Source organism: Aromatoleum toluclasticum ATCC 700605 (assembly GCF_000378245.1).
Classification (GTDB): Bacteria; Pseudomonadota; Gammaproteobacteria; order Burkholderiales; family Rhodocyclaceae; genus Aromatoleum; species Aromatoleum toluclasticum.
On record NZ_KB899508.1, the window covers coordinates 56491 to 79522 of the forward strand.

General features: G+C 60.6%; 23 protein-coding genes and 1 tRNA gene. All 24 read left to right on the plus strand.

Going from position 1 to position 23032, the window contains the following annotated elements; all coding sequences use genetic code 11:
* Positions 1-834 carry a dihydropteroate synthase gene (gene folP / locus F464_RS0122960; RefSeq protein ID WP_018992209.1) on the plus strand — a complete coding sequence of 278 codons (834 nt, stop codon included), beginning with the start codon at positions 1-3 and terminating at the stop codon, positions 832-834.
* 63 nt (positions 835-897) lie between these two features.
* The gene (gene glmM, locus F464_RS0122965) at positions 898-2259 is read left to right on the plus strand and encodes a phosphoglucosamine mutase (protein WP_018992210.1); all 1362 of its coding nucleotides are present in this window, start codon (positions 898-900) and stop codon (positions 2257-2259) included.
* A 159-nt stretch (positions 2260-2418) separates the two neighbouring features.
* Complete coding sequence (locus tag F464_RS0122970; protein ID WP_018992211.1) at positions 2419-3411, plus strand: PstS family phosphate ABC transporter substrate-binding protein; 993 nt, start codon at positions 2419-2421, stop codon at positions 3409-3411.
* A gap of 67 nt (positions 3412-3478) precedes the next feature.
* Entirely contained in the window at positions 3479-4438 is a 960-nt protein-coding gene (pstC, locus tag F464_RS0122975) for a phosphate ABC transporter permease subunit PstC (protein WP_018992212.1), read from the plus strand.
* Between the two features lie 10 nt (positions 4439-4448).
* Complete coding sequence (pstA, locus tag F464_RS0122980) at positions 4449-5372, plus strand: phosphate ABC transporter permease PstA (protein WP_018992213.1); 924 nt, start codon at positions 4449-4451, stop codon at positions 5370-5372.
* A 17-nt stretch (positions 5373-5389) separates the two neighbouring features.
* The gene (pstB, locus tag F464_RS0122985) at positions 5390-6256 is read left to right on the plus strand and encodes a phosphate ABC transporter ATP-binding protein PstB (RefSeq protein ID WP_018992214.1); all 867 of its coding nucleotides are present in this window, start codon (positions 5390-5392) and stop codon (positions 6254-6256) included.
* Positions 6257-6460: 204 nt separating this feature from the next.
* Positions 6461-7222, plus strand: coding sequence for a triose-phosphate isomerase (gene tpiA / locus F464_RS0122990; RefSeq protein WP_018992215.1), 762 nt, complete (start codon positions 6461-6463; stop codon positions 7220-7222).
* Positions 7223-7243: 21 nt separating this feature from the next.
* Positions 7244-7603, plus strand: coding sequence for a preprotein translocase subunit SecG (gene secG / locus F464_RS0122995; RefSeq protein ID WP_018992216.1), 360 nt, complete (start codon positions 7244-7246; stop codon positions 7601-7603).
* Between the two features lie 63 nt (positions 7604-7666).
* A tRNA-Leu gene (locus tag F464_RS0123000) sits at positions 7667-7751 on the plus strand.
* A gap of 93 nt (positions 7752-7844) precedes the next feature.
* A complete protein-coding gene (gene ndhC, locus F464_RS0123005) occupies positions 7845-8219 on the plus strand; it encodes an NADH-quinone oxidoreductase subunit A (protein ID WP_026296254.1) in 375 nt (124 codons plus the stop codon).
* A gap of 3 nt (positions 8220-8222) precedes the next feature.
* Positions 8223-8699 carry a NuoB/complex I 20 kDa subunit family protein gene (locus tag F464_RS0123010; RefSeq protein ID WP_018992218.1) on the plus strand — a complete coding sequence of 159 codons (477 nt, stop codon included), beginning with the start codon at positions 8223-8225 and terminating at the stop codon, positions 8697-8699.
* A 14-nt stretch (positions 8700-8713) separates the two neighbouring features.
* Positions 8714-9319 carry an NADH-quinone oxidoreductase subunit C gene (locus F464_RS0123015; protein WP_026296255.1) on the plus strand — a complete coding sequence of 202 codons (606 nt, stop codon included), beginning with the start codon at positions 8714-8716 and terminating at the stop codon, positions 9317-9319.
* Positions 9312-10565, plus strand: a complete 1254-nt coding sequence (locus F464_RS0123020; protein WP_018992220.1) for an NADH-quinone oxidoreductase subunit D — start codon at positions 9312-9314, stop codon at positions 10563-10565. The genes F464_RS0123015 and F464_RS0123020 overlap by 8 nt, the downstream gene beginning before the upstream one ends.
* 49 nt (positions 10566-10614) lie before the next feature.
* Entirely contained in the window at positions 10615-11094 is a 480-nt protein-coding gene (nuoE, locus tag F464_RS0123025) for an NADH-quinone oxidoreductase subunit NuoE (protein WP_018992221.1), read from the plus strand.
* On the plus strand, positions 11091-12404 hold the full coding sequence (gene nuoF / locus F464_RS0123030) for an NADH-quinone oxidoreductase subunit NuoF (RefSeq protein WP_018992222.1): 1314 nt from the start codon (positions 11091-11093) through the stop codon (positions 12402-12404). Before nuoE ends, nuoF begins: the two co-directional genes overlap by 4 nt.
* Positions 12404-14743 (plus strand): NADH-quinone oxidoreductase subunit NuoG, encoded by a 2340-nt coding sequence (nuoG, locus tag F464_RS0123035; protein WP_018992223.1) that lies wholly within the window; start codon positions 12404-12406, stop codon positions 14741-14743. The genes nuoF and nuoG overlap by 1 nt, the downstream gene beginning before the upstream one ends.
* Positions 14743-15792, plus strand: a complete 1050-nt coding sequence (gene nuoH, locus F464_RS0123040) for an NADH-quinone oxidoreductase subunit NuoH (protein ID WP_018992224.1) — start codon at positions 14743-14745, stop codon at positions 15790-15792. Before nuoG ends, nuoH begins: the two co-directional genes overlap by 1 nt.
* Positions 15793-15802: 10 nt before the next feature.
* A complete protein-coding gene (gene nuoI, locus F464_RS0123045; RefSeq protein WP_018992225.1) occupies positions 15803-16288 on the plus strand; it encodes an NADH-quinone oxidoreductase subunit NuoI in 486 nt (161 codons plus the stop codon).
* A gap of 30 nt (positions 16289-16318) precedes the next feature.
* Entirely contained in the window at positions 16319-16921 is a 603-nt protein-coding gene (locus tag F464_RS0123050; protein ID WP_018992226.1) for an NADH-quinone oxidoreductase subunit J, read from the plus strand.
* Positions 16922-16967: 46 nt separating this feature from the next.
* Positions 16968-17273 (plus strand): NADH-quinone oxidoreductase subunit NuoK, encoded by a 306-nt coding sequence (gene nuoK / locus F464_RS0123055; protein WP_018992227.1) that lies wholly within the window; start codon positions 16968-16970, stop codon positions 17271-17273.
* A gap of 12 nt (positions 17274-17285) precedes the next feature.
* The gene (nuoL, locus tag F464_RS0123060) at positions 17286-19307 is read left to right on the plus strand and encodes an NADH-quinone oxidoreductase subunit L (RefSeq protein ID WP_018992228.1); all 2022 of its coding nucleotides are present in this window, start codon (positions 17286-17288) and stop codon (positions 19305-19307) included.
* Positions 19308-19376: 69 nt separating this feature from the next.
* Positions 19377-20858 carry an NADH-quinone oxidoreductase subunit M gene (locus F464_RS0123065; RefSeq protein ID WP_026296256.1) on the plus strand — a complete coding sequence of 494 codons (1482 nt, stop codon included), beginning with the start codon at positions 19377-19379 and terminating at the stop codon, positions 20856-20858.
* Between the two features lie 37 nt (positions 20859-20895).
* Complete coding sequence (nuoN, locus tag F464_RS0123070) at positions 20896-22464, plus strand: NADH-quinone oxidoreductase subunit NuoN (protein WP_018992230.1); 1569 nt, start codon at positions 20896-20898, stop codon at positions 22462-22464.
* Complete coding sequence (locus F464_RS0123075; RefSeq protein ID WP_018992231.1) at positions 22442-23026, plus strand: NUDIX domain-containing protein; 585 nt, start codon at positions 22442-22444, stop codon at positions 23024-23026. The genes nuoN and F464_RS0123075 overlap by 23 nt, the downstream gene beginning before the upstream one ends.
* Positions 23027-23032 lie beyond the last annotated feature (6 nt).

Genomic DNA, 23032 nt, shown 5'->3' on the forward strand with positions numbered 1-23032 from the left:
ATGGCGGTTCTCAAGTGCGGCCGGTTCGATATCGATCTCGAACGGCCGCGCATCATGGCCATCATCAACACCACGCCGGACTCGTTCAGCGGCGATGGCCTCGGGCACGACATCGATGGCGCCCTGCGGCGCTGCGAGAACGCAGTCGCTGCCGGCGCGCATATCCTCGATATCGGCGGCGAATCGAGTCGTCCCGGGTCCGACTCCGTTTCGGAGCAGGAGGAGCTCGATCGGGTTGTGCCGCTTGTCGAGCGGCTGGCCGACTGGCCGGTTCCTGTGTCCATCGACACGGTAAAACCCGCGGTGATGCGCGCGTCTCTGGCTGCTGGAGCGTCCCTGATCAACGATATCAACGGATTTCGCGCGCCCGGGGCAATCGAGGTGGTGAGCGGATCGGATGCTGCGCTGTGCGTCATGCACATGCAGGGCGAACCCCGCAGCATGCAGGCCGCTCCGCACTACGACGACGTGGTGGGCGACGTGATCGATTTTCTCGATCGGCAGGTGCGCGCGCTCGAGGGTCGGGGGGTCGCAAGGGAACGAATCCTGCTCGATCCCGGCTTTGGTTTCGGAAAGACGCTGGAGCACAATCTCGCGCTGATGCGCGCGCTCGACCGCTTCCTCGAGACGGGATATCCGCTGCTCATCGGGGTGTCACGCAAGTCGATGTTGGGCGCCATCACCGGACGTGCCGTTGGCGACCGGACCACTGCGAGTGTCGCCGCCGCCCTGATTGCCATCGATCGCGGGGCGCGCATTGTCCGCGTTCATGATGTGGCGCAGACACGCGATGCGGTGGCCGTCTGGGAGGCGGTACGGTTCGAAACGTCCTGATCCGCAGTTGTCGCCGTGACCGTTTCGAATGCGATAATTCGCGTTTTGTAATTGGAAGCAGTCATGGCGCGCAAATATTTCGGTACCGACGGGGTCCGCGGCAAGGTGGGGGACTCCGTGATCACGCCCGACTTCGTGATGCGGCTCGGCTATGCTGCGGGCGTGACCATCGTCGGGCGGGAGAGTCTGCCGCGCGGTGAGCGGCCGGCGGTGCTGATCGGCAAGGACACCCGTATTTCCGGCTACATGCTCGAGGCCGCTCTGGAGGCGGGCTTTGCTGCTGCCGGAGTCGACGTGTTGCTCGCTGGGCCAGTTCCGACCCCCGCCGTGGCGTACCTCACGCGCGCCTTGCGTTTGCAGGCCGGGGTCGTGATCTCCGCTTCGCACAACCCGTATTTCGATAACGGCATCAAATTCTTTTCGGCTGACGGAAGCAAGTTGCCCGATGCGGTCGAGATGGAGATCGAAGCGCGCGTGGACCTGCCGATGGGCTGCGCGGAGTCGGCGAGGCTCGGGAAGGCCAGACGCATCGATGATGCCGCAGGCCGGTACGTGGAATTCTGCAAGAGCACTTTTCCGAACGAGCTCGACCTGCGCGAACTGAGGATCGTGCTCGATTGCGCCAACGGTGCGGCCTATCACATCGCGCCGAGCGTGTTCCACGAACTCGGGGCCGAAGTGGTTTCCGTCGGCGTCGAGCCCAACGGACTCAACATCAACGAGCGCTGTGGCGCTACCTCGCCCGAGCATCTGCGTTCCGCGGTTCTCGCCAACAAGGCGGATCTGGGTATCGCGCTCGACGGCGATGGGGACCGTGTGATGATGGCGGACGCGCGCGGTGAACTCTACGACGGCGACAAGTTGCTGTACGTGATCGCATCTGCACAGAAGGGGCGGGGACGTCTCGATGGAGTCGTGGGTACCCTGATGAGCAATCTCGGCTTCGAACACGCGGTCGGGAGGCTTGGGGTACCCTTCGCCCGAGCAAAGGTGGGTGACCGCTACGTACTCGAGACGCTTCAGGAGAAGGGCTGGAAGCTCGGCGGAGAGAACTCGGGCCACATCATCTGTCTCGACCGCCACACCACTGGCGACGGCATCATCTCCGCTCTCCAGGTACTCGCCGCCCTGCAGCAGACGGGAAAGAGCCTTGCTGAAGCTTGCGCGGATCTCGTTTTCTACCCGCAGAAACTGATCAACGTGAAGCTTCCTGCCGGATTCGACTGGCAGGCGCATAAGGGTATCGCCTCGGTGGCCAGGGACGCCGAGGCACGGCTGGGAAGCCGTGGTCGCGTGCTGCTTCGTCCGTCAGGCACTGAACCGCTGCTTCGGGTCATGGTGGAAGGGCAGGACGGCGATGAGGTCGAGCGCCTTGCGCGAGAGATCGCGGATTGCATCGAGAGGGCAACTACCGGCGACTGTTAATCCCTGTATATGAACTGTCACATTCCTGAAATGTGCCGCAACTAAAGTGTGCGCACTTCGGAATGCATCCGCGTGGCAGATGCGATTTACCGGGCTTGCAGGCTTCGGTTGGTGCATCCGGTTCGGACAATGACAGAGTTCATTCAGTGGAGATTCACTATGTCGGGTTTCAAGCAGACTGCTCTCGCTGCCGCCGTCCTTCTTCTGGGGGCGCAGGCAGCGCATGCCCAGTCCCTGGTCAAGATCGACGGTTCGAGCACGGTGTTCCCGGTCACCGAGGCAGTCGCCGAGGACTTCCAGTCCTCAAAGAAAGGTGAAGTGAAGGTTACGGTCGGTATCTCCGGTACCGGCGGCGGTTTCAAGAAGTTCTGCCGCGGCGAAATCGACATTGCCGACGCCTCGCGCCCCATCCTGAAGAAGGAAATGGAAGCCTGCACGCAAGCCGGCATCAAGTACATCGAACTGCCGGTCGCATTCGATGCCCTGACCGTCGTCGCGAACCCCAAGAATGCCTTCATCAAGCAACTGTCGGTCGAGCAGCTGAAGAAGATGTGGGAGCCGGGTGCGCAGGGCACCATCACCCGCTGGAAGCAGGTCGACCCGTCCTTCCCCGATGCGCCGCTCAAACTGTTCGGTGCAGGGTCGGATTCGGGAACCTTCGATTACTTCACGGAAGCGATCGTCGGGAAGGCGAAGGCCTCGCGCGGCGACTATACGGCCTCGGAGGACGACAACGTGCTGGTGCAGGGCGTGTCCCGCGACGTCAATGCCATCGGCTACTTTGGCTATGCCTATTACGCCGAAAACCAGGGCAAGCTGAAGGCCGTGCCGATCGTGAATAAGGAAGGCAAGCCAGTTCAGCCCGGTGCGGCAGCGGTGCTCGACGGTTCGTACAATCCGCTGTCGCGCCCGATCTTCATCTACGTCGCGGAAAAGTCCCTGGAAAAGGCCGAAGTCCGCGATTTCGTGACCTACTATCTGAAAAATGCGAGCAAGCTCGCGACCGAGGTGAAGTACGTTCCGCTCCCCGCCAAGGCGTATGAAATCGCTCTGGACCATGTCAACAAGAAGAAGCTCGGTACGGTCTTTGGTGGCGAGGCTGAAGTTGGTGTGACGATCGATGCGCTGCTGGCTCGCGAAGCCAAGCTCTGATCGTATCTGAAGGTTGTGGTGCTCGGGCGTTACGCCCGGGCACCCTTTTGTCGTTTGTAGGCGTCCAATGCAAGAAAACAATTCCAGCGGTGCCGCCACGCTCGTGCCCTACGGTCCGCTTTCCGTCAGCGACCGGCTTGCGAAGAAGGCGCTGCGCAACTTCAAGGAGCGGGTAATCGAGCTCCTGCTTCTGGGGGCTGCGTTCGTCTCGGTTCTTACGACGGTCGGCATCATCTGGGTGCTGGTAAGCGAATCGGTGAATTTTTTCCGTAACGTGTCGATCTGGTCCTTCCTTACGGACACGATGTGGACGCCGCTGTTCGCCGAGCCGCGCTACGGGATCCTGCCATTGCTGGCGGGTACGCTGACTACCTCCGCCGTGGCTCTTGTCGTGGCAATCCCGTTGGGAACCACCATCGCGATCTATCTTTCCGAATTCGCCCGCCCGTCGGTTCGCGAGGTGGTAAAGCCTTTCCTTGAACTGCTCGGCGGCATTCCCACCATCGTGTACGGGTACTTTGCCCTGATGGTCGTTATTCCGATGCTCCAACTGCTCATGCCGGAACTGTCCGGATTCAACATGCTTGGCGCCGGCATCGTCATGGGTATCGCCATCATCCCGTACGTGAGCTCCCTTGCGGAAGACGCCATGCGCGCGGTCCCCATGAGCATGCGCGAAGGATCGTATGCGATGGGCGCGACCCGACTGCAGACGGCCTTTCGTGTTGTTTTCCCGGCGGCCTTGTCGGGAATCCTGTCTGCATACATCCTGGGCATTTCGCGAGCCGTGGGCGAAACCATGATCGTGGCCGTCGCGGCAGGCATGCAGCCCAATTTCACCGTGAATCCGCTCGAGCCGGCACAGACGATCTCCGCCTACATCGTGCAGGTCGCGTTGGGCGATCTCCCGCATGGCTCCATCGGCTACCAGTCGATTTTCGCGGCCGGCTTGAGCCTGATGCTGATGACGCTTGCACTGAACCTTGTCGGGCATGTCGTGCGGCGTCGATACCGCGAGGCATATTGAGAAGATCCGCATGAAAGCAGAAGACATCCCCCTGATCAGAAGGATCATCCGGCGCAACAAGCGCATCGAGCTGCTGTTTGTGGTTGCCGGCTTCGTTGCGCTGCTGATGGGCGTACTGACCTTCGTGGCCCTGTTTGCGCAGATGGCCTGGGCGGGCTGGGAGCGCATCACGCCCGACTTTTTCACCAACTTCCCGTCGCGCCGCGCCGCACAGGCGGGGATCCTGTCGGCGTGGGTGGGGTCGCTGCTGGTCATGCTCGTCACCGCAATTTCAGCCGTCCCGCTGGGCGTGGCCGCGGGCGTCTACCTCGAAGAGTACGCACCGAAGAACCTGCTCACGGACATCATTGAGATCAACGTGACCAATCTCGCCGGTGTGCCGTCGATCGTGTATGGCCTGCTTGCGCTCGGGGTGTTCGTGTACACCTTCGGTTTCGGACAGAGCATCCTCTCGGCCGGCCTGACCCTCGGGCTCCTCATTCTCCCTGTTGTCATTGTCGCGACGCGCGAATCGATCCGCTCCATTCCGCTGCACATTCGTGAGGCGGCGTACGGGTTGGGGGCGACGCGCTGGCAGGTGACCCGCGACCACATCGTGCCCTATTCGCTGCCGGGTATCATGACTGGCGTGATCATCGGTATGTCGCGGGCGATCGGCGAGACGGCTCCCATCATCACGATCGGAGCGCTGACCTTCATCGCATTCCTCCCCGATGCGCCCGTCGGTCCGGAGTTCCCCTGGGTGAACTTCGAGTGGTTGAAGTCAGGCTTTACCGTGATGCCGATCCAGATGTTCAATTGGACTTCGCGTCCCGAAGAGGCTTTCCAGCAGAATGCTGCGGCAGCCGGTTTTATTCTCGTCCTGATGACATTGGCGATGAATGCGGTATCTATCTGGATTCGTTACCACGTGCGCAAGGACATCAAATGGTAAGCGTTGCTACGATGCAAATGAGCGAACAACCCGTCGCAGGGACCGCGGTGCAGGCCGGCACTGCCTCTGGCGAGGCGCGGAACCCGAACTCCTCCGAGACAACGGCACGGACCGGCGCCGGTGTGCCCGTGAAGGCTTCCGTGGAGAATTTCAGTTTCTACTACGGCGATTTCAAGGCGCTCAAGTCGATCTCCATGCCCGTGCATGAGAAGCGCGTAACTGCCTTGATCGGTCCGTCCGGCTGCGGCAAATCCACGCTCTTGCGGACGTTCAACCGCATGCACGATCTCTATCCGGGCAATCGATACGACGGGACGATCCGCTTGCATCCGGACAATACCAATCTGCTGGATCCGGCCGTCGATCCCATCGAAGTGCGCATGCGCATCGGCATGGTTTTCCAGAAGCCCAATCCGTTCCCGAAGTCGATCTACGAGAACGTTGCCTACGGTCTGCGTATCCGGGGTGAGCGCAATCGTTCGGTGATCGACGACCGGGTGCGGGAAGCGCTGCGCGGTGCGGCCCTGTGGTCCGAAGTCGAACACCGCTTGCACGACCCGGCTACTGCCTTGTCGGGTGGCCAGCAGCAGCGACTGTGCATCGCGCGTTGTCTCGCCACCCAACCCGAAGTGCTGCTCTTCGACGAGCCGACCTCGGCGCTTGATCCGATCGCGACGGCCAGCATCGAAGAGTTGATACACGAATTGCGGGACAAGGTCACTATCCTCATCGTCACCCATAACATGCAGCAGGCTGCCCGTGTATCCGATTACACGGCCTACATGTATCTCGGCGAACTGATGGAGTTCGGCGAAACAAACCAGATTTTCGTCAATCCGAAGCGCAAGGAAACCGAAGATTACATCACCGGCCGGTTCGGCTGAGTCCGCGGGCCGGACTTCGTCCTGCTTTCACCGCTCTGCCGAGCCGGCAGGTGCGGGCGGCATGGAGATCGTCGGACGCATGCCAGCAACGGGCGCCGCCGTTTCAGCTGCGCCCGTTGTTCAATAGTCTCCTGTCGCCTCAGCCTTCCTTTACCAAGCGATGGCCTGAAGATACAATCCGAAAATTTCGCTGAGGCGCGGTGCATGGAACGAAAGCTAGTCGTCGGTAACTGGAAGATGAACGGCGATCGTGCGCGCAACAGTGCTCTGCTGGACCAACTTGTGGGGGCCGTGCCTGCGGCCGTCGACTGCGCCGTCTGCGTGCCGTTCCCATACCTCCCTCAGGTCGGGGAAAGCCTGGTTGGCAGTGACGTTGCGCTCGGCGCCCAGGACGTGAGCGAGTTTCCCGAAGGCGCCTACACGGGCGATGTCAGCGTCGCGATGCTCGCTGACTGGGGGGTTCGTTTTGTTATCGTCGGCCATTCCGAGCGGCGGGCGCTGCATGGCGAGTCGGATTCGACGGTTGCTCGCAAGGCTGCCGCGGCGCTCGACGGGGGGCTCGTGCCCATCGCCTGCTTCGGTGAGACGCTCGTCGAGCGTGAGTCCGGGGTAACCGAACAGGTGCTCTTGCGCCAACTTGATGCGCTTGCTGCTAACCTGTCGCCCGAGGCACTGCAAGGTATCGTACTGGCCTATGAGCCTGTGTGGGCGATCGGCACCGGCCGCGCTGCGACTGAAGAGCAGGTTCAGACGGTGCTGGCACTCGTCAGGCGATGGCTGGCAGACCATGTTCCCGCTCCCGAGCGGGTCCGCATCCTTTACGGTGGCAGTGTCAAGCCGGAGACTGCGGGCGGGCTGTTCAGCTTGCCGGATGCTGATGGAGGCTTGATCGGTGGGGCTTCGCTCGATGCGCAGTCCTTTCTGGAAATCTGCCAAGCGGCGGGAAGTGCCGCGCAGGGCAACTGAGATTCAAAACAGGGTCATATTATGAGTAATTACTTATTTTCGATCGTCCTGACGATTCATGTTCTGGTGGGGCTTGGCATCATCGCGCTCGTACTGATGCAGCATGGAAAAGGGGCTGACGCGGGGGCCGCATTCGGCAGTGGCGCGTCGGGCAGCGTGTTCGGATCTTCCGGCTCGGCGAATTTTCTTAGCCGCACCACGGGAATACTCGCCGCTGTGTTTTTTCTCACCAGCCTCGGGCTTAGCTATCTCGGTAACGGCAAGGCTGTGAAGCCCTTCAGTGTTATGCAGGATGCTGCCGTGATCGTTCCTGCGCCTGCTGGGGATGCTGCGCCGGCTGGTGCCGCGGGCGACTCGAAGGCACAGTCGATCCCGAAATAAGTTCCCCTTGGGGCTATGCGGGATACGGGAAAGGTCGTATAATTTTTGCGCTGTAACAAACGTGCCGACGTGGTGAAATTGGTAGACACGCCATCTTGAGGGGGTGGTGGCGAAAGCCGTGTGAGTTCGAGTCTCACCGTCGGCACCAGAATACTGAATCGCCCGCGAAAGCGGGCGTTTTCATGCAATAGGTTAATTAAAAAAACTAAAACAATCTGTATTTAAAACGGGGTGTCACGCAATGCTGGAAAACTACTTTCCTGTTCTGATGTTCATCCTCGTGGGGCTTGGTTTTGGCCTGGTTCCTGTCATTCTTGGGCGGCTCGTTGCCCCCTATCGCCCCGGCAGCGAGAAGCTGTCCCCTTATGAGTGTGGCTTCGAGGCATTCGAAGATGCGCGCATGAAGTTCGATGTGCGCTACTACCTCATTGCGATCCTTTTCATTCTTTTCGATCTCGAAATCGCCTTCCTGTTTCCGTGGGCGACGGTGTTCCAGGAATTCATTGCGGCTGGTCAGGTCGCGTGGTTCGTATTCGGTTCGGTTATGATTTTCATTGCCGTGCTGGTCATCGGTTATGTCGTCGAGTGGAAAAACGGTGCGCTCGACTGGGAGTGATGCATGAGTATTGAGGGCGTCTTTCGCGAGGGGTTTGTAACCACTTCGCTCGATGCGGTAATCAACTGGACTCGCACGGGGTCTCTCTGGCCGATGACCTTTGGCCTTGCCTGTTGTGCGGTCGAAATGATTCATGCAGGTTGTTCTCGTTACGACCTTGACCGCTTCGGTGTGGTGTTCCGGCCTAGTCCGCGGCAATCGGACTTGATGATCGTTGCGGGGACTCTCTGCAACAAGATGGCGCCGGCTCTGCGCAAGGTGTACGAGCAAATGGCTGAGCCTCGCTGGGTTATTTCGATGGGGTCGTGCGCCAATGGTGGTGGTTATTACCACTATTCCTACTCGGTCGTGCGTGGTTGTGATCGCATCGTGCCGGTGGATGTGTACGTTCCCGGTTGTCCGCCGACGGCTGAAGCGCTGCTCTACGGCATCATTCAGCTCCAAAACAAGATCAAGCGCACGAATACCATCGCGCGCTGATGGATGGTTCATCTATGAGTCCCAAGCTTGAGCGTCTGAGTCAGGCCTTGCAAGAGGTCCTGGGTGACAGGGTGCGGTCCCTCGTGGTCGATCGTGGTGAGGTGACCATCGAAGTTGCGCCGGAAGATTATCTCGGTGTGGCTCAGAGTCTGCGTGATCACGCAGACCTGTGCTTCGAGGAACTGGTCGATGTGTCCGGTCTCGATTATTCGGCCTACGGGAACGGTGTATGGAGCGGCAAGCGTTTCGCGGCTGCCGTTCATCTTCTTTCGGTTGAGAAGAACTGGCGTCTGCGCGTGAAAGTCTTCGCCGATAGCGACGACTTTCCGGTGCTCGATTCGGTTGTGGATATCTGGCCGAGCGCCAACTGGTACGAGCGCGAGACCTTCGACCTGTTCGGAATCATGTTCTCGGGTCATCCAGACCTGCGCCGGATCCTGACGGACTACGGTTTTGTCGGTCATCCGTTCCGCAAGGACTTTCCTGTCACCGGGTACGTCGAAATGCGCTACGACGCCGAGCAGGGGCGGGTGGTGTATCAACCCGTCTCGATCGAGCCGCGCGAAAACACGCCGCGCATTGTGCGCGAAGAGAATTACGGGGATGTCGGCCATGGCTGAGATTCGCAATTACACGATCAACTTTGGCCCTCAGCATCCGTCCGCGCACGGTGTGCTGCGTCTGGTTCTTGAGCTGGACGGTGAAGTGGTCGAGCGCGCCGATCCGCATATCGGGCTGCTGCACCGGGGAACGGAGAAGCTCGCCGAGACCCGGACGTGGATCCAGTCGGTGCCCTACATGGATCGCCTGGACTACGTGTCCATGATGTGCAACGAGCATGCATACTGCATGGCGATCGAGCGCTTGCTCGGAATCGAGGTGCCGATTCGAGCGCAATACATCCGTGTGATGTTCGACGAGGTCACGCGCATCCTGAATCATCTGCTCGGCATCGGTACGCACGCGCTCGATATCGGCGCGATGACGATGGTGCTGTACACCTTCCGTGAGCGTGAAGACCTCATGGACGTGTACGAGGCGGTGTCCGGTGCGCGGATGCATGCTGCGTATTACCGTCCCGGCGGCGTCTATCGTGATCTGCCCGACCGCATGCCCCAGTATGAGGTCAACAAGTTCAAGAACGCCAACACGGTTCGCCAGTTGAACGAGAGCCGTCAGGGGTCCTTGCTCGACTTCCTCGAAGACTTCACCAATCGGTTCGGGGGGTACTGCGACGATTACGAGACGCTGCTAACCGATAATCGGATCTGGAAACAGCGGACTGTCGGCATCGGCGTGGTGACGCCCGAACAGGCCAAGGCTTGGGGCTTCACCGGTGCGATGCTGCGCGGCTCGGGCGTGCCCTGGGATTTGCGCAAGAAGCAACCGTACGAAGTCTACGATCGGGTCGAATTCGATATCCCCGTCGGGAAGACAGGCGACTGTTACGACCGCTACCTCGTCCGGATGGAGGAGATGCGGCAGTCCAATCGCATCGTCAAACAGTGCATCGACTGGTTGCGCAAGAACCCCGGCCCCGTGATTGCCGATAACCACAAGGTCGCACCGCCTTCGCGTGAGCGCATGAAGGCGAACATGGAAGAGCTGATCCACCATTTCAAGCTCTTCACCGAGGGTATGCACGTTCCCGCGGGTGAGGTTTACGCCGCGGTCGAGCATCCGAAGGGCGAGTTCGGCGTGTACGCGGTGTCCGACGGCGCGAACAAGCCCTACCGCCTGAAGATGCGTGCGCCTGGCTTTGCGCACCTCGCTGCGATGGATGAAATAGCGCGTGGTCACATGATTGCCGACGTCGTCGCGATCATCGGCACCATGGATGTCGTGTTCGGCGAAATCGACCGCTGAACGCTTGGTCTTGAAACGTCGGCTGGCAACCCGGGAAGACGAGTACGAAATGCTGAGTCAGGAATCGCTACAACAGATCGATCGCGAGATCGCGAAATATCCACCGGATCAGAAGCAGTCCGCCGTGATGGCGGCGCTGCGCATCGCGCAGGTAGAAAAGGGCTGGCTGCCGAAGGAACTCATCGAGTTCGTCGCCAGCTACCTTGGCATGCCCGCGATTGCGGCCTACGAGGTGGCGAGCTTCTACAACATGTACGACCTCGAGCCGGTGGGGCGCCACAAGATCACCGTATGTACGAACCTCCCCTGTGCGCTGTCGGGAGGCGTTCATGCGGCTGATTACCTCAAGAAAAAACTCGGAATCGACTTCAACGAGACGACCCCGGACGGGAAGTTCACGCTGAAGGAAGGCGAGTGCATGGGCGCTTGCGGGGATGCCCCCGTGCTGCTGGTGAATAATCATCACATGTGCAGCTGGATGACGACGGAAAAGATCGATCAGATCCTCGCGGAGCTGGAGGACAAATGAGCGGAAGCGGACTGATTCTCGCCGGCGTCGACGGCGATCGTACCTGGGCGCTGCAGGACTACGTTGCACGCGGTGGCTATTCCGCTCTGCGCAAGGTCATCAGCGAAAAAATCGCGCCCGAAACGATCATCGCGGAACTCAAGGCCTCCTCGCTGCGCGGTCGCGGCGGCGCAGGCTTCCCGACCGGGTTGAAGTGGAGCTTCATGCCGCGCTCCTTCCCGGGCGCCAAGTATCTCGCGTGCAACTCGGACGAAGGTGAGCCCGGCACGTTCAAGGACAGGGACATCCTGCGCTACAACCCGCATACGGTTATCGAAGGGATGACCATCGCTGCGTATGCGATGGGTTGCGAGCGTGGGTACAACTACATTCACGGTGAAATCTTCGAAGTCTACGAACGCTTCGAAGCCGCGCTCGCCGAGGCCCGTTCGGCCGGCCTGCTCGGACAGAACATTCTCGGTTCGGATTTCTCGTTCGAGCTGTTTGCCCATCACGGCTATGGCGCCTACATCTGTGGCGAGGAAACGGCGCTGCTGGAGTCTATCGAAGGCAAGAAGGGGCAGCCGCGCTTCAAGCCGCCTTTCCCGGCAAGCTACGGTCTGTACGGGAAGCCGACGACGATCAACAACACGGAGACCTTCGCCTCCGTGCCGTTCATCCTCAACATGGGCGGTGAGGGCTTCCTCAACCTGGGCAAGCCGAACAACGGCGGAACCAAGCTGTTCTCGGTATCCGGGCATGTGAATCGTCCCGGAAATTACGAAGTTGCGATGGGTACGCCGTTCGCAGAACTGCTCGAGATGGCAGGCGGGATGCGCGCCGGGCGCAAGCTCAAGGCGGTGATCCCCGGTGGTTCGTCCGCGCCCGTCCTTCCGGGTAGCGTGATGATGGACTGCACGATGGACTATGACTCGATCTCCAAAGCGGGGTCGATGCTCGGTTCCGGCGCCGTCATCGTGATGGACGAGACGACGTGCATGGTCAAGGCGCTCGAGCGTCTGTCCTACTTCTATTTCGAGGAATCCTGCGGGCAGTGCACCCCCTGCCGTGAAGGTACGGGCTGGCTCTACCGCGTGGTCCATCGCATCGAAAACGGACTCGGCCGGAAGGAGGATCTCGATCTTCTCAATTCGGTGACCGGCAACATCATGGGCCGCACGATCTGCGCCCTCGGTGACGCCGCATCGATGCCGGTGCAGAGCTTCGTCAAGCACTTCGGTTCCGAATTCGAGTACCACATCGAAAACAAGAAATGTCTAGTGCCGCCTGAAGTCCAGTATGAAGGCAGCCAAATCTACGTGAGACCGTGATGCTAGAGATTGAAATCGACGGCAAGCAGGTGACGGTCGAGGATGGCAGCACCATCATGGATGCTGCCACCAAGATCGGTGCTTTCGTTCCGCACTTCTGTTACCACAAGAAGCTCTCGATCGCCGCGAGCTGCCGCATGTGCCTCGTGCAGGTCGAGAAGGCGCCCAAGCCGCTTCCCGCGTGTGCCACTCCCGTGACAAACGGGATGAAAGTGTGGACTCGCTCCGAGCAGGCGGTGAAGGCCCAGAAGGGCGTGATGGAGTTCCTGCTGATCAACCACCCGCTGGATTGCCCGATTTGCGACCAGGGCGGCGAGTGCCAGCTGCAGGATCTGGCGGTCGGCTACGGCGGCAGCCAATCGCGTTACGAGGAAGAGAAGCGCGTCGTTCTGAACAAGAACCTCGGTCCGCTCGTTTCGACCGACATGACGCGTTGCATCAACTGCACGCGCTGCGTACGGTTCACGACGGAAATCGCCGGGCAGATGGAACTGGGCCAGGCCTTCCGCGGCGAACACGCCGAGATCATGCCTTTCGTCGAAAAGACGGTGGACTCCGAGCTATCCGGCAACATCATCGATCTCTGTCCCGTCGGTGCGCTGACCTCGAAGCCGTTCCGCTTCTCGGCCCGTACTTGGGAGCTCGCGCGCCGCCGTTCGGTGAGCCCCCACGATTCGCTCGGCTCCAACCTGATCGTTCAGGTGAAGCACGATGTCGTCAAGCGCGTGCTGCCCTTCGAAAACGAGGACATCAACGAATGCTGGCTGTCCGACAAGGACCGCTTCTCGTACGAAGGCCTTAACGGCGAAGATCGTCTGACCGTCCCGATGCTCAAGCAGGACGGCGTGTGGAAGGACGCGGACTGGCAGACGGCGCTCGAGTTCGCGGCAAATGGCCTGCGCAAGACCGCCAAGCAGAACGGCCCGGATTCCATCGGTGCGCTGGCTTCGCCGCATGCGACGGTTGAAGAGCTGTATCTCCTGCAGAAATTCACCCGTGCCATCGGTTCCGACAGCGTCGATTTCCGCCTGCGTCAGAGCGATTTTCGCGCAGACGGCTTCCGCGAAGGTGCTCCGTGGCTGGGCATGCCCATCAACGAGGTCGCGGACCTCAATCGCCTGCTCGTGATCGGCAGCTTCCTGCGCAAGGACACGCCGCTGCTCGCCCAGCGCGTACGGCAGGCGGCCAAGCGCGGCCTGCATGTCAGCGCCGTCAACGCGAGTGCTGAGGAGTGGCAGCTGCCGGTCAAGAACCGTGTGCTGGCGGCTCCTTCCTCCATCGTCCCCGTGCTCCTGCAGGTCGTTGCTGCCCTTGCGGCCGAGAAGGGTGCAACGGTTGCGGAACATCTTTCCGCGGCGATGCCGTCGTCGGTGTCCGATGATGCGCGTTCGATCGCCCAGAGTCTGGCATCCGGCCGCAAGGTCGCCGTCTGGCTCGGCAACCTTGCCGTGCAGAGTGAATACGCATCGGAGATTCAGCAGCTCGCGGAAGAAATCGCGCGCCTGACCGACGGCGTCTTCGGGGTGATCGGAGAGGCGGCAAACAGCGTAGGCGGCTATCTTGCCAAGGCAATTCCGCTGGTCGGTGGCCTTAACGCCCGGCAGATGCTCGAGCAGCCCCGCAAGGCCTATCTCCTGCTGAACGCCGAACCGGATCTCGATTTCGCGAATCCGGCGCTGGCGCAGAGCGTGCTGGAGGCCGCGCCGCTCGTGATCGCCTTGTCGGCATTCAAGTCTGCATCCTTGCTTGCTGCAGCGGACGTGCTGCTGCCGATTGCTCCGTTCACCGAGACGTCGGGAACCTTCGTCAACTGCGAAGGGCGTGCGCAGAACTTCAATGCCGTCGCTCGTCCGGTGGGTGATACGCGTCCGGGCTGGAAGGTTCTCCGGGTTCTTGGAAATCTCTTCGACTTCGAGGGGTTCGACCAGAACGACTCGGAGGCGGTCGCAGCCGAGGCTCTTGCGGAGGGCAATCGTCCGGATCTCGGCAATCGTCTGTACGGTCTCGAATTCAAGTTCGCCGGACAGGCTGTCGCGGGATTCGAGCGAGTCAGCGATGTGCCCATCTACGCGGCCGATACGCTGGTACGACGCGCAACGTCGTTGCAGAAGACGCGTGATGCGAAAGCTCCGCTGGCGCGGGCGAGTGCGGCGACCCTTGCCGCAGTCGGCGTCGAGTCGGGTGCGCGCGTGCGCTTGAGGCAAGGGCAGGGCTTGGCTGAGGTCCAGATCGTCGCGGACGATTCGGTCGCAGCGAACTGCGTGCGTGTTGCCGCAGCCAACGCGGCAACTGCCGCTCTCGGCGCCATGTGCGGCGAGATCAGCGTGGAGCGTGTCTGATGGAAGCGTTGCTGGAACCCGTGTCGCAGTTTTTCGGGCCTGCGTGGCCTGTCGTCTGGACGCTGGCGAAGATCGTTGCGATCATCGCGCCGCTCATGCTAGGCGTCGCGTACCTGACGCTTGCCGAACGCAAGGTCATCGGCTACATGCAGGTCCGCATCGGTCCGAACCGCGTCGGCCCGAAGGGGCTGCTGCAGCCGATCGCCGATGGCATGAAGCTCCTGTTCAAGGAGATCATCGTTCCGTCTGGAGCGAGCAAGGGTCTTTTCATCCTGGGTCCGATTCTCGCAATCGCGCCGTCGCTGGCGGCTTGGTCAGTAGTGCCCTTCAATGACGGCATGGTGCTCGCAAACGTCAACGCGGGTCTGTTACTGCTCCTGGCGATCACTTCGATGGAAGTCTACGGCGTCATCATTGCCGGCTGGGCGTCGAACTCGAAGTACCCGTTCCTCGGTTCCATGCGCGCTGCGGCGCAGATGGTGTCGTACGAGGTCGCGATGGGTTTCGCGCTGATCTGTGTGCTGCTGATTTCCTCGAGCCTCAATCTGAGCGACATCGTCCATTCGCAAGGGCAAGGCAAGTTCCATGAGATGGGGCTGTCGTTCTTGTCGTGGAACTGGCTCCCGCTTCTGCCGATGTTCATCGTCTTCCTGATTTCCGGTATCGCGGAAACCAACCGCGCGCCGTTCGACGTGGTCGAGGGCGAGTCCGAGGTGGTTGCGGGGCACATGGTCGAGTACTCCGGGATGGCCTTCGCTCTGTTCTTCCTGGCCGAATACGCGAACATGTTCCTCGTGTCGGTGATGACGGCGCTGCTCTTCATGGGCGGCTGGCTGTCGCCGATCGGCGGGATTCCCGACGGTTTCCACTGGCTCGCCCTGAAGACCGCGTTCTTCCTGTTCGTGTTCCTGTGGGTACGTGCGACATTCCCGCGCTTCCGCTACGACCACATCATGCGGTTGGGTTGGAAGGTGTTTATTCCGATCACCCTGGTTTGGGTGATCGTAGTGGCGGTGTGGATGATGTCGCCGCTGTCTATCTGGAAGTGAGAGGCTGAAGATGGGTGCGAAGGATTACATCGGTAGCCTGTTCCTAACGGAACTGATCAAGGGATTGGCGCTTACTGGGCGTCACCTGTTCGCGCGCAAGATCACGGTGCAATTTCCGGAGGAGAAAACTCCGCAAAGCCCGCGTTTCCGTGGCCTGCATGCCCTGCGTCGCTATCCCAACGGTGAGGAGCGCTGCATTGCGTGCAAGCTGTGTGAGGCGATCTGCCCCGCAATGGCGATCACCATCGAGTCCGATCAGCGCGATGACGGTTCTCGTCGCACGACGCGATACGACATCGATCTGACGAAGTGCATCTTCTGCGGCTTCTGCGAAGAGGCCTGTCCGGTGGATGCGATCGTCGAGACGCGCGTGCTCGAGTACCACGGCGAGCAGAGGGGCGACCTGTATTACACGAAGCAGATGCTGCTCGCCGTCGGCGACCGGCACGAAGCCCAGATCGCCGCCGACCGGGAAGCCGACTCGAAGTACCGCTAAGGGAGGGCGCCCGCGGGCGCCGCAAAGGACATGGATTTCAAGACCCTCGTTTTCTACATCCTGTCGGCGATCATGGTGTTCGCCGCGCTTCGGGTGATCACGTCACGGAACCCTGTGCATGCCGCACTGTTCCTCGTGCTCTCCTTCGTGACCGCTGGTGGCATCTGGCTGCTGCTGGCCGCGGAGTTCCTCGCAATCGTCCTGGTGATGGTGTACGTCGGGGCGGTCATGGTGCTTTTCCTGTTCGTGGTCATGATGCTCGACATCAACCTCGATCGGTTGCGGGAGGGCTTCTGGAGCTACCTGCCGGTTGGCGCGCTGATCGGAATTCTGCTGGCCGTCGAAATGGCGCTGGTGCTTGGTGGCAGGTACTTCGGTCTCGAGGCGATGCCCGAGCCGCCTGCGGTGCAGGCCGGCTACAGCAATACGCGCGAACTGGGGCGGCTCCTGTATACCGATTACGTGTATCCGTTCGAGCTTGCCTCGCTGCTGTTGCTCGTGGCGATGGTCGTTGCCGTGTCGCTTACCCTGCGTAAGCGCAAGGGGCTGCGTCGGGTGAATCCGTCGGATCAGGTGGCCGTCAAGCGTGGCGATCGCGTCGAACTCGTTTCGATGTCCGCCGAGAAAGAATAAGAACTGCGGCAGTTTCGCGGGAACTGGTGCAATCAAGGGGTTATAGATGCTTTCGCTTTCCCACTATCTGATTCTGGGCGCGATCCTGTTCGCGATCAGCGTGGTCGGGATCTTCCTGAACCGGAAGAACCTGATCGTGCTGCTGATGGCGATCGAGCTGATGCTGCTCGCGGTGAATCTGAACTTCGTCGCCTTCTCGCACTATCTGGGCGATCTGGCCGGACAGATTTTTGTTTTCTTCATCCTCACCGTGGCGGCGGCGGAGTCTGCGATCGGTCTCGCGATTCTGGTCGTGCTGTTCCGCAACCTGCGGACGATCCACGTTGATGATCTGGACAGCCTCAAGGGTTAAGGAAGCGGCTCGATGACGGACATGCAAAAGCTCTATCTCCTGGTACCGCTAGCCCCTCTCGTGGGGGCGATTCTGGCGGGTCTGTTCGGCAAGGCCATCGGCCGTGCCGGTGCGCATATCGTGACGATCCTCGGTGTTGCGGTAGCGTTGGCCGCCTCGGTGGTGATCTTCCAGGATGTTCAGGCCGGCAATACGTTCAATGGCACGGTCTACACGTGGATGAAGAGCGGGAACCTGACCTTCGAAGTCGGTTTCCTGATCGACTCCCTCACGGTCATGATGATGCTCGTGGTCACCTTCGTGTCGCTCATGGTGCACATCTACACCATCGGCTACATGCACGATGATCCCGGCTACCAGCGCTTCTTCAGCTACATCTCGCTGTTCACCTTCTCGATGCTGATGCTGGTGATGTCGAACAACTTCCTCCAGCTGTTCTTCGGCTGGGAAGCTGTGGGCCTGGTGTCCTACCTCCTGATCGGATTTTGGTACGAGCGGCCGACGGCGATCTACGCGAACCTGAAGGCCTTCCTCGTCAACCGTGTCGGTGACTTCGGCTTCCTTCTGGGCATCGGCCTGATTGCTGCGTACGCCGGCAGTCTCGATTACGCTGAAGTGTTCGCGAAGGGGAGCGAGCTCGCGGCGCAGGACATGGCCGCTACGGGCTGGCCGCTGATCACAGCGATCTGCATCTGCCTGTTCATCGGCGCGATGGGCAAGTCGGCACAGGTCCCGCTGCATGTCTGGCTGCCTGACTCGATGGAAGGTCCGACGCCGATCTCGGCGCTGATTCATGCGGCCACGATGGTGACGGCCGGTATTTTCATGGTGGCGCGTATGTCGCCGCTGTTCGAACTGTCCGATGTGGCGTTGTCCTTTGTTCTCGTCATCGGTGCAACGACGGCCCTCTTCATGGGCTTCCTCGGCATCGTGCAGAATGACGTCAAGCGGGTGGTTGCGTACTCGACCCTTTCGCAGCTCGGTTACATGACTGTCGCGCTGGGTGTCTCGGCCTACTCGGCGGCCGTGTTCCACCTGATGACGCACGCGTTCTTCAAGGCGCTCCTGTTCCTCGGGGCCGGTTCGGTGATCATCGGCATGCATCACGATCAGGACATGCGCAACATGGGCGGCCTGTGGAAGTACATGCCGATCACGTGGATCACCTCGCTCCTCGGTTCTCTGGCACTGATCGGTTTCCCGTTTTTCGCGGGCTTCTACTCCAAGGACTCGATCATCGAAGCGGTGCATGCGTCGCACATCCCGGGGGCGGGCTATGCGCTGTTCTGCGTGCTGGCGGGTGTCTTCGTGACCGCGTTCTACTCCTTCCGCATGTATTTCCTGGTCTTCCACGGCAAGGAGCGGTTCGGCAAGAACCATGCTCACCACGACCACCAGGGTGACCACGACGACGAAGAGGTGTCGGCGGATCACCATCACGGTCTCGCCCCCGGCCAGAAGCCGCATGAGTCGCCGTGGGTGGTGACGCTGCCGCTGGTACTGCTCGCGGTGCCGTCCGTGATTATCGGTTTCTTCACGATTGAACCGATGCTCTTCGGTGACTGGTTCAAGGGCGTGATCCACGTCGGCAGCAACCACGTCGGTCTTTCCGAGCTGGCGGAGCACTTCCACGGTCCGGTCGCGATGGCTCTGCACGGACTGCAGACCGCTCCGTTCTGGCTGGCGATGGGTGGCGTCGTGCTCGCGTGGTTCTTCTACATGGTTCGTCCCGACATCCCGGCCGCTATCCAGCGTACGTTCCGCCCGGTGCATGCGTTGCTCGAGAACAAGTATTTCTTCGATCGTTTCAACGAGATCGTGTTTGCGGGAGGTTCGCGACTGATCGGTAAGGGGCTCTGGAAGGTCGGCGATCAGGCGATCATCGATGGCGTGGCGGTCAATGGCACGGCGAGACTGGTGGGCTGGGTCGCACAGATCAGCCGTCTGTTCCAGACGGGCCACCTGTACCAGTACGCCTTCGCAATGATCATCGGGGTCTTCATTCTCCTCACCTTCTGGTTCAACCTGGTTTGAGCCAAAAGGCCGGTCTGTGAATAACGATAAACACGCGTCAGTTTTCGGCGCATTGAACGGAAAGTAACGATGACGGGTATGCCATTCCTCAGCCTAGCGATCTGGATACCGATCCTGGGTGGGTTGCTCGTGCTAGCAACCGGTTCGGACCGTAATGCGCCGCTGGCGCGGTCCCTTTCCATGCTGGTTGCATTGGTCGGATGCGCGGTGACGATCCCGCTGTTCACTCAGTTCGATGCAGGCAGCAGTTCGATGCAGTTCGGTGAGTTCCTGCCGTGGATTCCGCGCTTCAACATCAACTACCACCTCGGGGTGGACGGCATTTCGGTGCTGTTCGTGCTGCTGAACTCGTTCATCACGATCATCGTCGTGATGGCGGGCTGGCAGGTGATCCAGGAGAAAGTCGCCCAGTACATGGCCGCGTTCCTGATCATGTCGGGGCTGATGAACGGGATCTTCTCCGCGCTCGACGGCATCCTGTTCTACGTGTTTTTCGAGGCCTCGCTGATTCCCCTTTACCTGGTCATCGGCATCTGGGGCGGAGCGAACCGCGTCTATGCCGCGATCAAGTTCTTCCTCTACACGCTGCTCGGTTCGCTGCTGATGCTGATCGCCCTGCTGTACCTCTTCATGGAGGCCGGCGGCAGTTTCAGCATTCTCGACTGGCACAAGCTGCCGCTGGCGATGCCCGCGCAGACGCTGATCTTCTGGGCCTTCCTGATCGCGTTCGCGGTCAAGGTGCCGATGTGGCCGGTGCATACTTGGCTGCCCGACGCCCACGTCGAGGCGCCGACCGGAGGCTCGGTGGTGCTGGCGGCGATCGCGCTGAAGCTGGGTGCCTACGGTTTCCTGCGGTTCTCGCTGCCGATCGTGCCTGACGCTTCGCAGGCCATGGCGCCAATGATGATCGCGCTCTCGCTGATCGCCGTGATCTATATCGGTTTCGTCGCGCTGGTCCAGACGGACATGAAGAAGCTGGTTGCGTATTCGTCGATTTCGCACATGGGTTTCGTGACCCTCGGTTTCTTCATGTTCAATGTCGTGGGGCTTGAAGGGGCACTGGTGCAGATGATTTCGCACGGCTTCGTTTCGGGCGCCATGTTCCTTTGCATCGGGGTGCTCTACGACCGCATGCATACGCGCAATATCGCCGACTATGGCGGTGTCGTGAAGACGATGCCCAAGTTTGCCGCGTTCTTCATGTTGTTTGCGATGGCGAACGCCGGTCTTCCCGGCACCAGTGGTTTCATCGGCGAGTTCATGGTTGTGCTGGGCGCGGTCCAGTTCAACTTCTGGGTTGCCTTCGCTGCTGCCACGACCCTGATCCTTGGTGCGGCCTATACGCTCTGGATGTACAAGCGCGTCGTCTTTGGCGTTGTCGGCAACAGCCATGTCGCCGAACTCGAGGACATCGGCGGGCGCGAGTTCGCGTTCCTCGGCATCCTTGCGCTGTGTGTGCTGGCGATGGGCTTGTATCCCTTCCCCTTCACGGAAGTGATGCATGCGTCGGTTAATGAACTCCTGCGGCATGTTGCCGTGAGCAAGCTCTGAGCGAGCGGGCGAGACACTTTTTCGGACTGGTCAGAAGATGAATTTCGTCGTTCCCGACTTCTACCCCGCAGCGGCAGAGATTCTCGTTGCCGTGATGGCGCTGGTGATCATGTTGGCTTCCACGTTTGCACGACGCGTGGCCAGCGATCTCGCATACGGGCTCACACAACTCACGCTGGTGTTTGCTGCGCTGGTCAGCGTGCTCGTGAGTCCCAACCTCCTCGCAGCCGTTGCGGCGGTGATTTCCGAAGTGCCGCTGTTCGGCGTTCGTCTCGCCGAGGTGCTGATGAGCCTGGCGGAGGGCTATGCGGCGAACGAGGTTGTCGCGACCTTCAACGGAATGTTCATCGGCGACATGTTGGGTGGTCTGCTCAAGGTGTTCTCGCTGCTGGCGGTTGCGGTCGCGCTGCTTTACGGGCGGGGTTACCTCGCCGACCGCAAGATCGATCGGCCGGAGTACTACCTGCTGTCGCTCCTGATGAGCCTTGGCATGATGGTGATGATCAGCGCGAATCACATGCTGTCGCTGTACATGGGCCTCGAGATGATGTCGCTGTCCCTGTACGGTATGGTTGCGTTCGATCGCGAGTCGTCGCGTGCGACCGAAGCGGCGATGAAGTACTTCGTGCTCGGTGCGCTGGCCTCGGGGCTCCTGCTCTATGGCATGTCGATGATCTACGGTGCCACGGGTAGCCTCGAGCTGTCGGGCATTGCACAGTCGATCTATCATCAGGCTGCGAACAAGACGGTCCTCGTGTTCGGTCTGGTGTTCATCGTCGCGGGTCTCGCATTCAAGCTTGGAGTGGTTCCGTTCCACATGTGGGTGCCCGACGTCTATCAGGGCGCCCCGACGGCCGTGACGCTGATGATTTCGTCGGCGCCCAAGCTGGCTGCGTTTGCGATGGCCATGCGCCTACTGGTCTACGGCCTGTTCGAACTGGCCGACCAGTGGCAGACGATGCTGATGTTTCTCTCGGTGCTTTCGATCGTACTCGGCAACCTGGCTGCGATTGCCCAATCGAACATCAAGCGAATGCTGGCCTACTCCGGTATCTCGCACATGGGATTCGTGCTGCTCGGTCTCCTCGCAGGGGTGGTCGACGGTGACCGCAATTTCGCACTTAACGCCTACAGCTCGGCGATGTTCTATGCGGTGTCCTACGTCATCATGAGCCTCGCATCGTTCGGCATGGTGATCCTGCTGTCGCGTGCCGGCTTCGAGGCGGAGACCATCGAGGACTTCAAGGGCCTGAACAAGCGCAACTCCTGGTTCGCTGCGCTGATGATGATTGTGATGTTCTCGATGGCGGGTATCCCGTTCTTCATCGGTTTCTTCGCGAAGCTTTCTGTGCTGCAGGCTGTCGTCGCTGCGGGTCACGTCTGGCTGGCAGTCTTGGCGGTGATGATGTCGGTGATCGGCGCGTTCTACTATCTGCGCGTCGTGAAAGTCATGTACTTCGACGAGCCCACGGACAGCGCGCCGATCAGGGCACAGGGCGAGGTGCGCTTCCTGTTGTCGGCGAATGGTCTCGCGATCGCAGTGCTCGGCCTGCTGCCCCAGGGCCTGATGTCGCTCTGCGCCTATGCGCTCCTCGCATCCCTCTGAGCAGGATCCGCTCGAGGAGCGTGAGCTCGAATCCTTCCCGGTCTACGACGGTGTCCTGCTGAAGGTCCGTCGGGACCGGGTTGCGCTTCCAGACGGCAGCGTATCGGTCCGGGAATACATTACCCACCCGGGTGCTGTCGTTGTCGTTGCGGTTCTGCCTGACGGTCGCCTGGTGTTTGAACGGCAGTTCCGTTATCCCCTGCGTCGTGCTTTTCTCGAGTTGCCCGCCGGCAAGATCGATGCTGGTGAGGACCTGCTCGCCTGCGCTCGGCGCGAGTTGCGTGAGGAGACGGGCTACGAGGCGGGCGAATGGCAGTACCTGGGGGTGATGCATCCCTGTATCGGCTATTCCGATGAGCGCATCGAGATGTTCCTCGCACGCGATCTTACGCACGTGGGCGATGCACTCGACGACGGCGAATTCCTCGAAATCCTGACGTTCTCGGCCGATGAAGCAGTTCGTGCGGTGATGGAAGGTGCGATTACCGACGCCAAGACGATTACGGCGTTGTTTCGTGCCCTAACCGAACTGGGGCTGGAAATTTCAGCGCGACCCGCATAGTGCCCG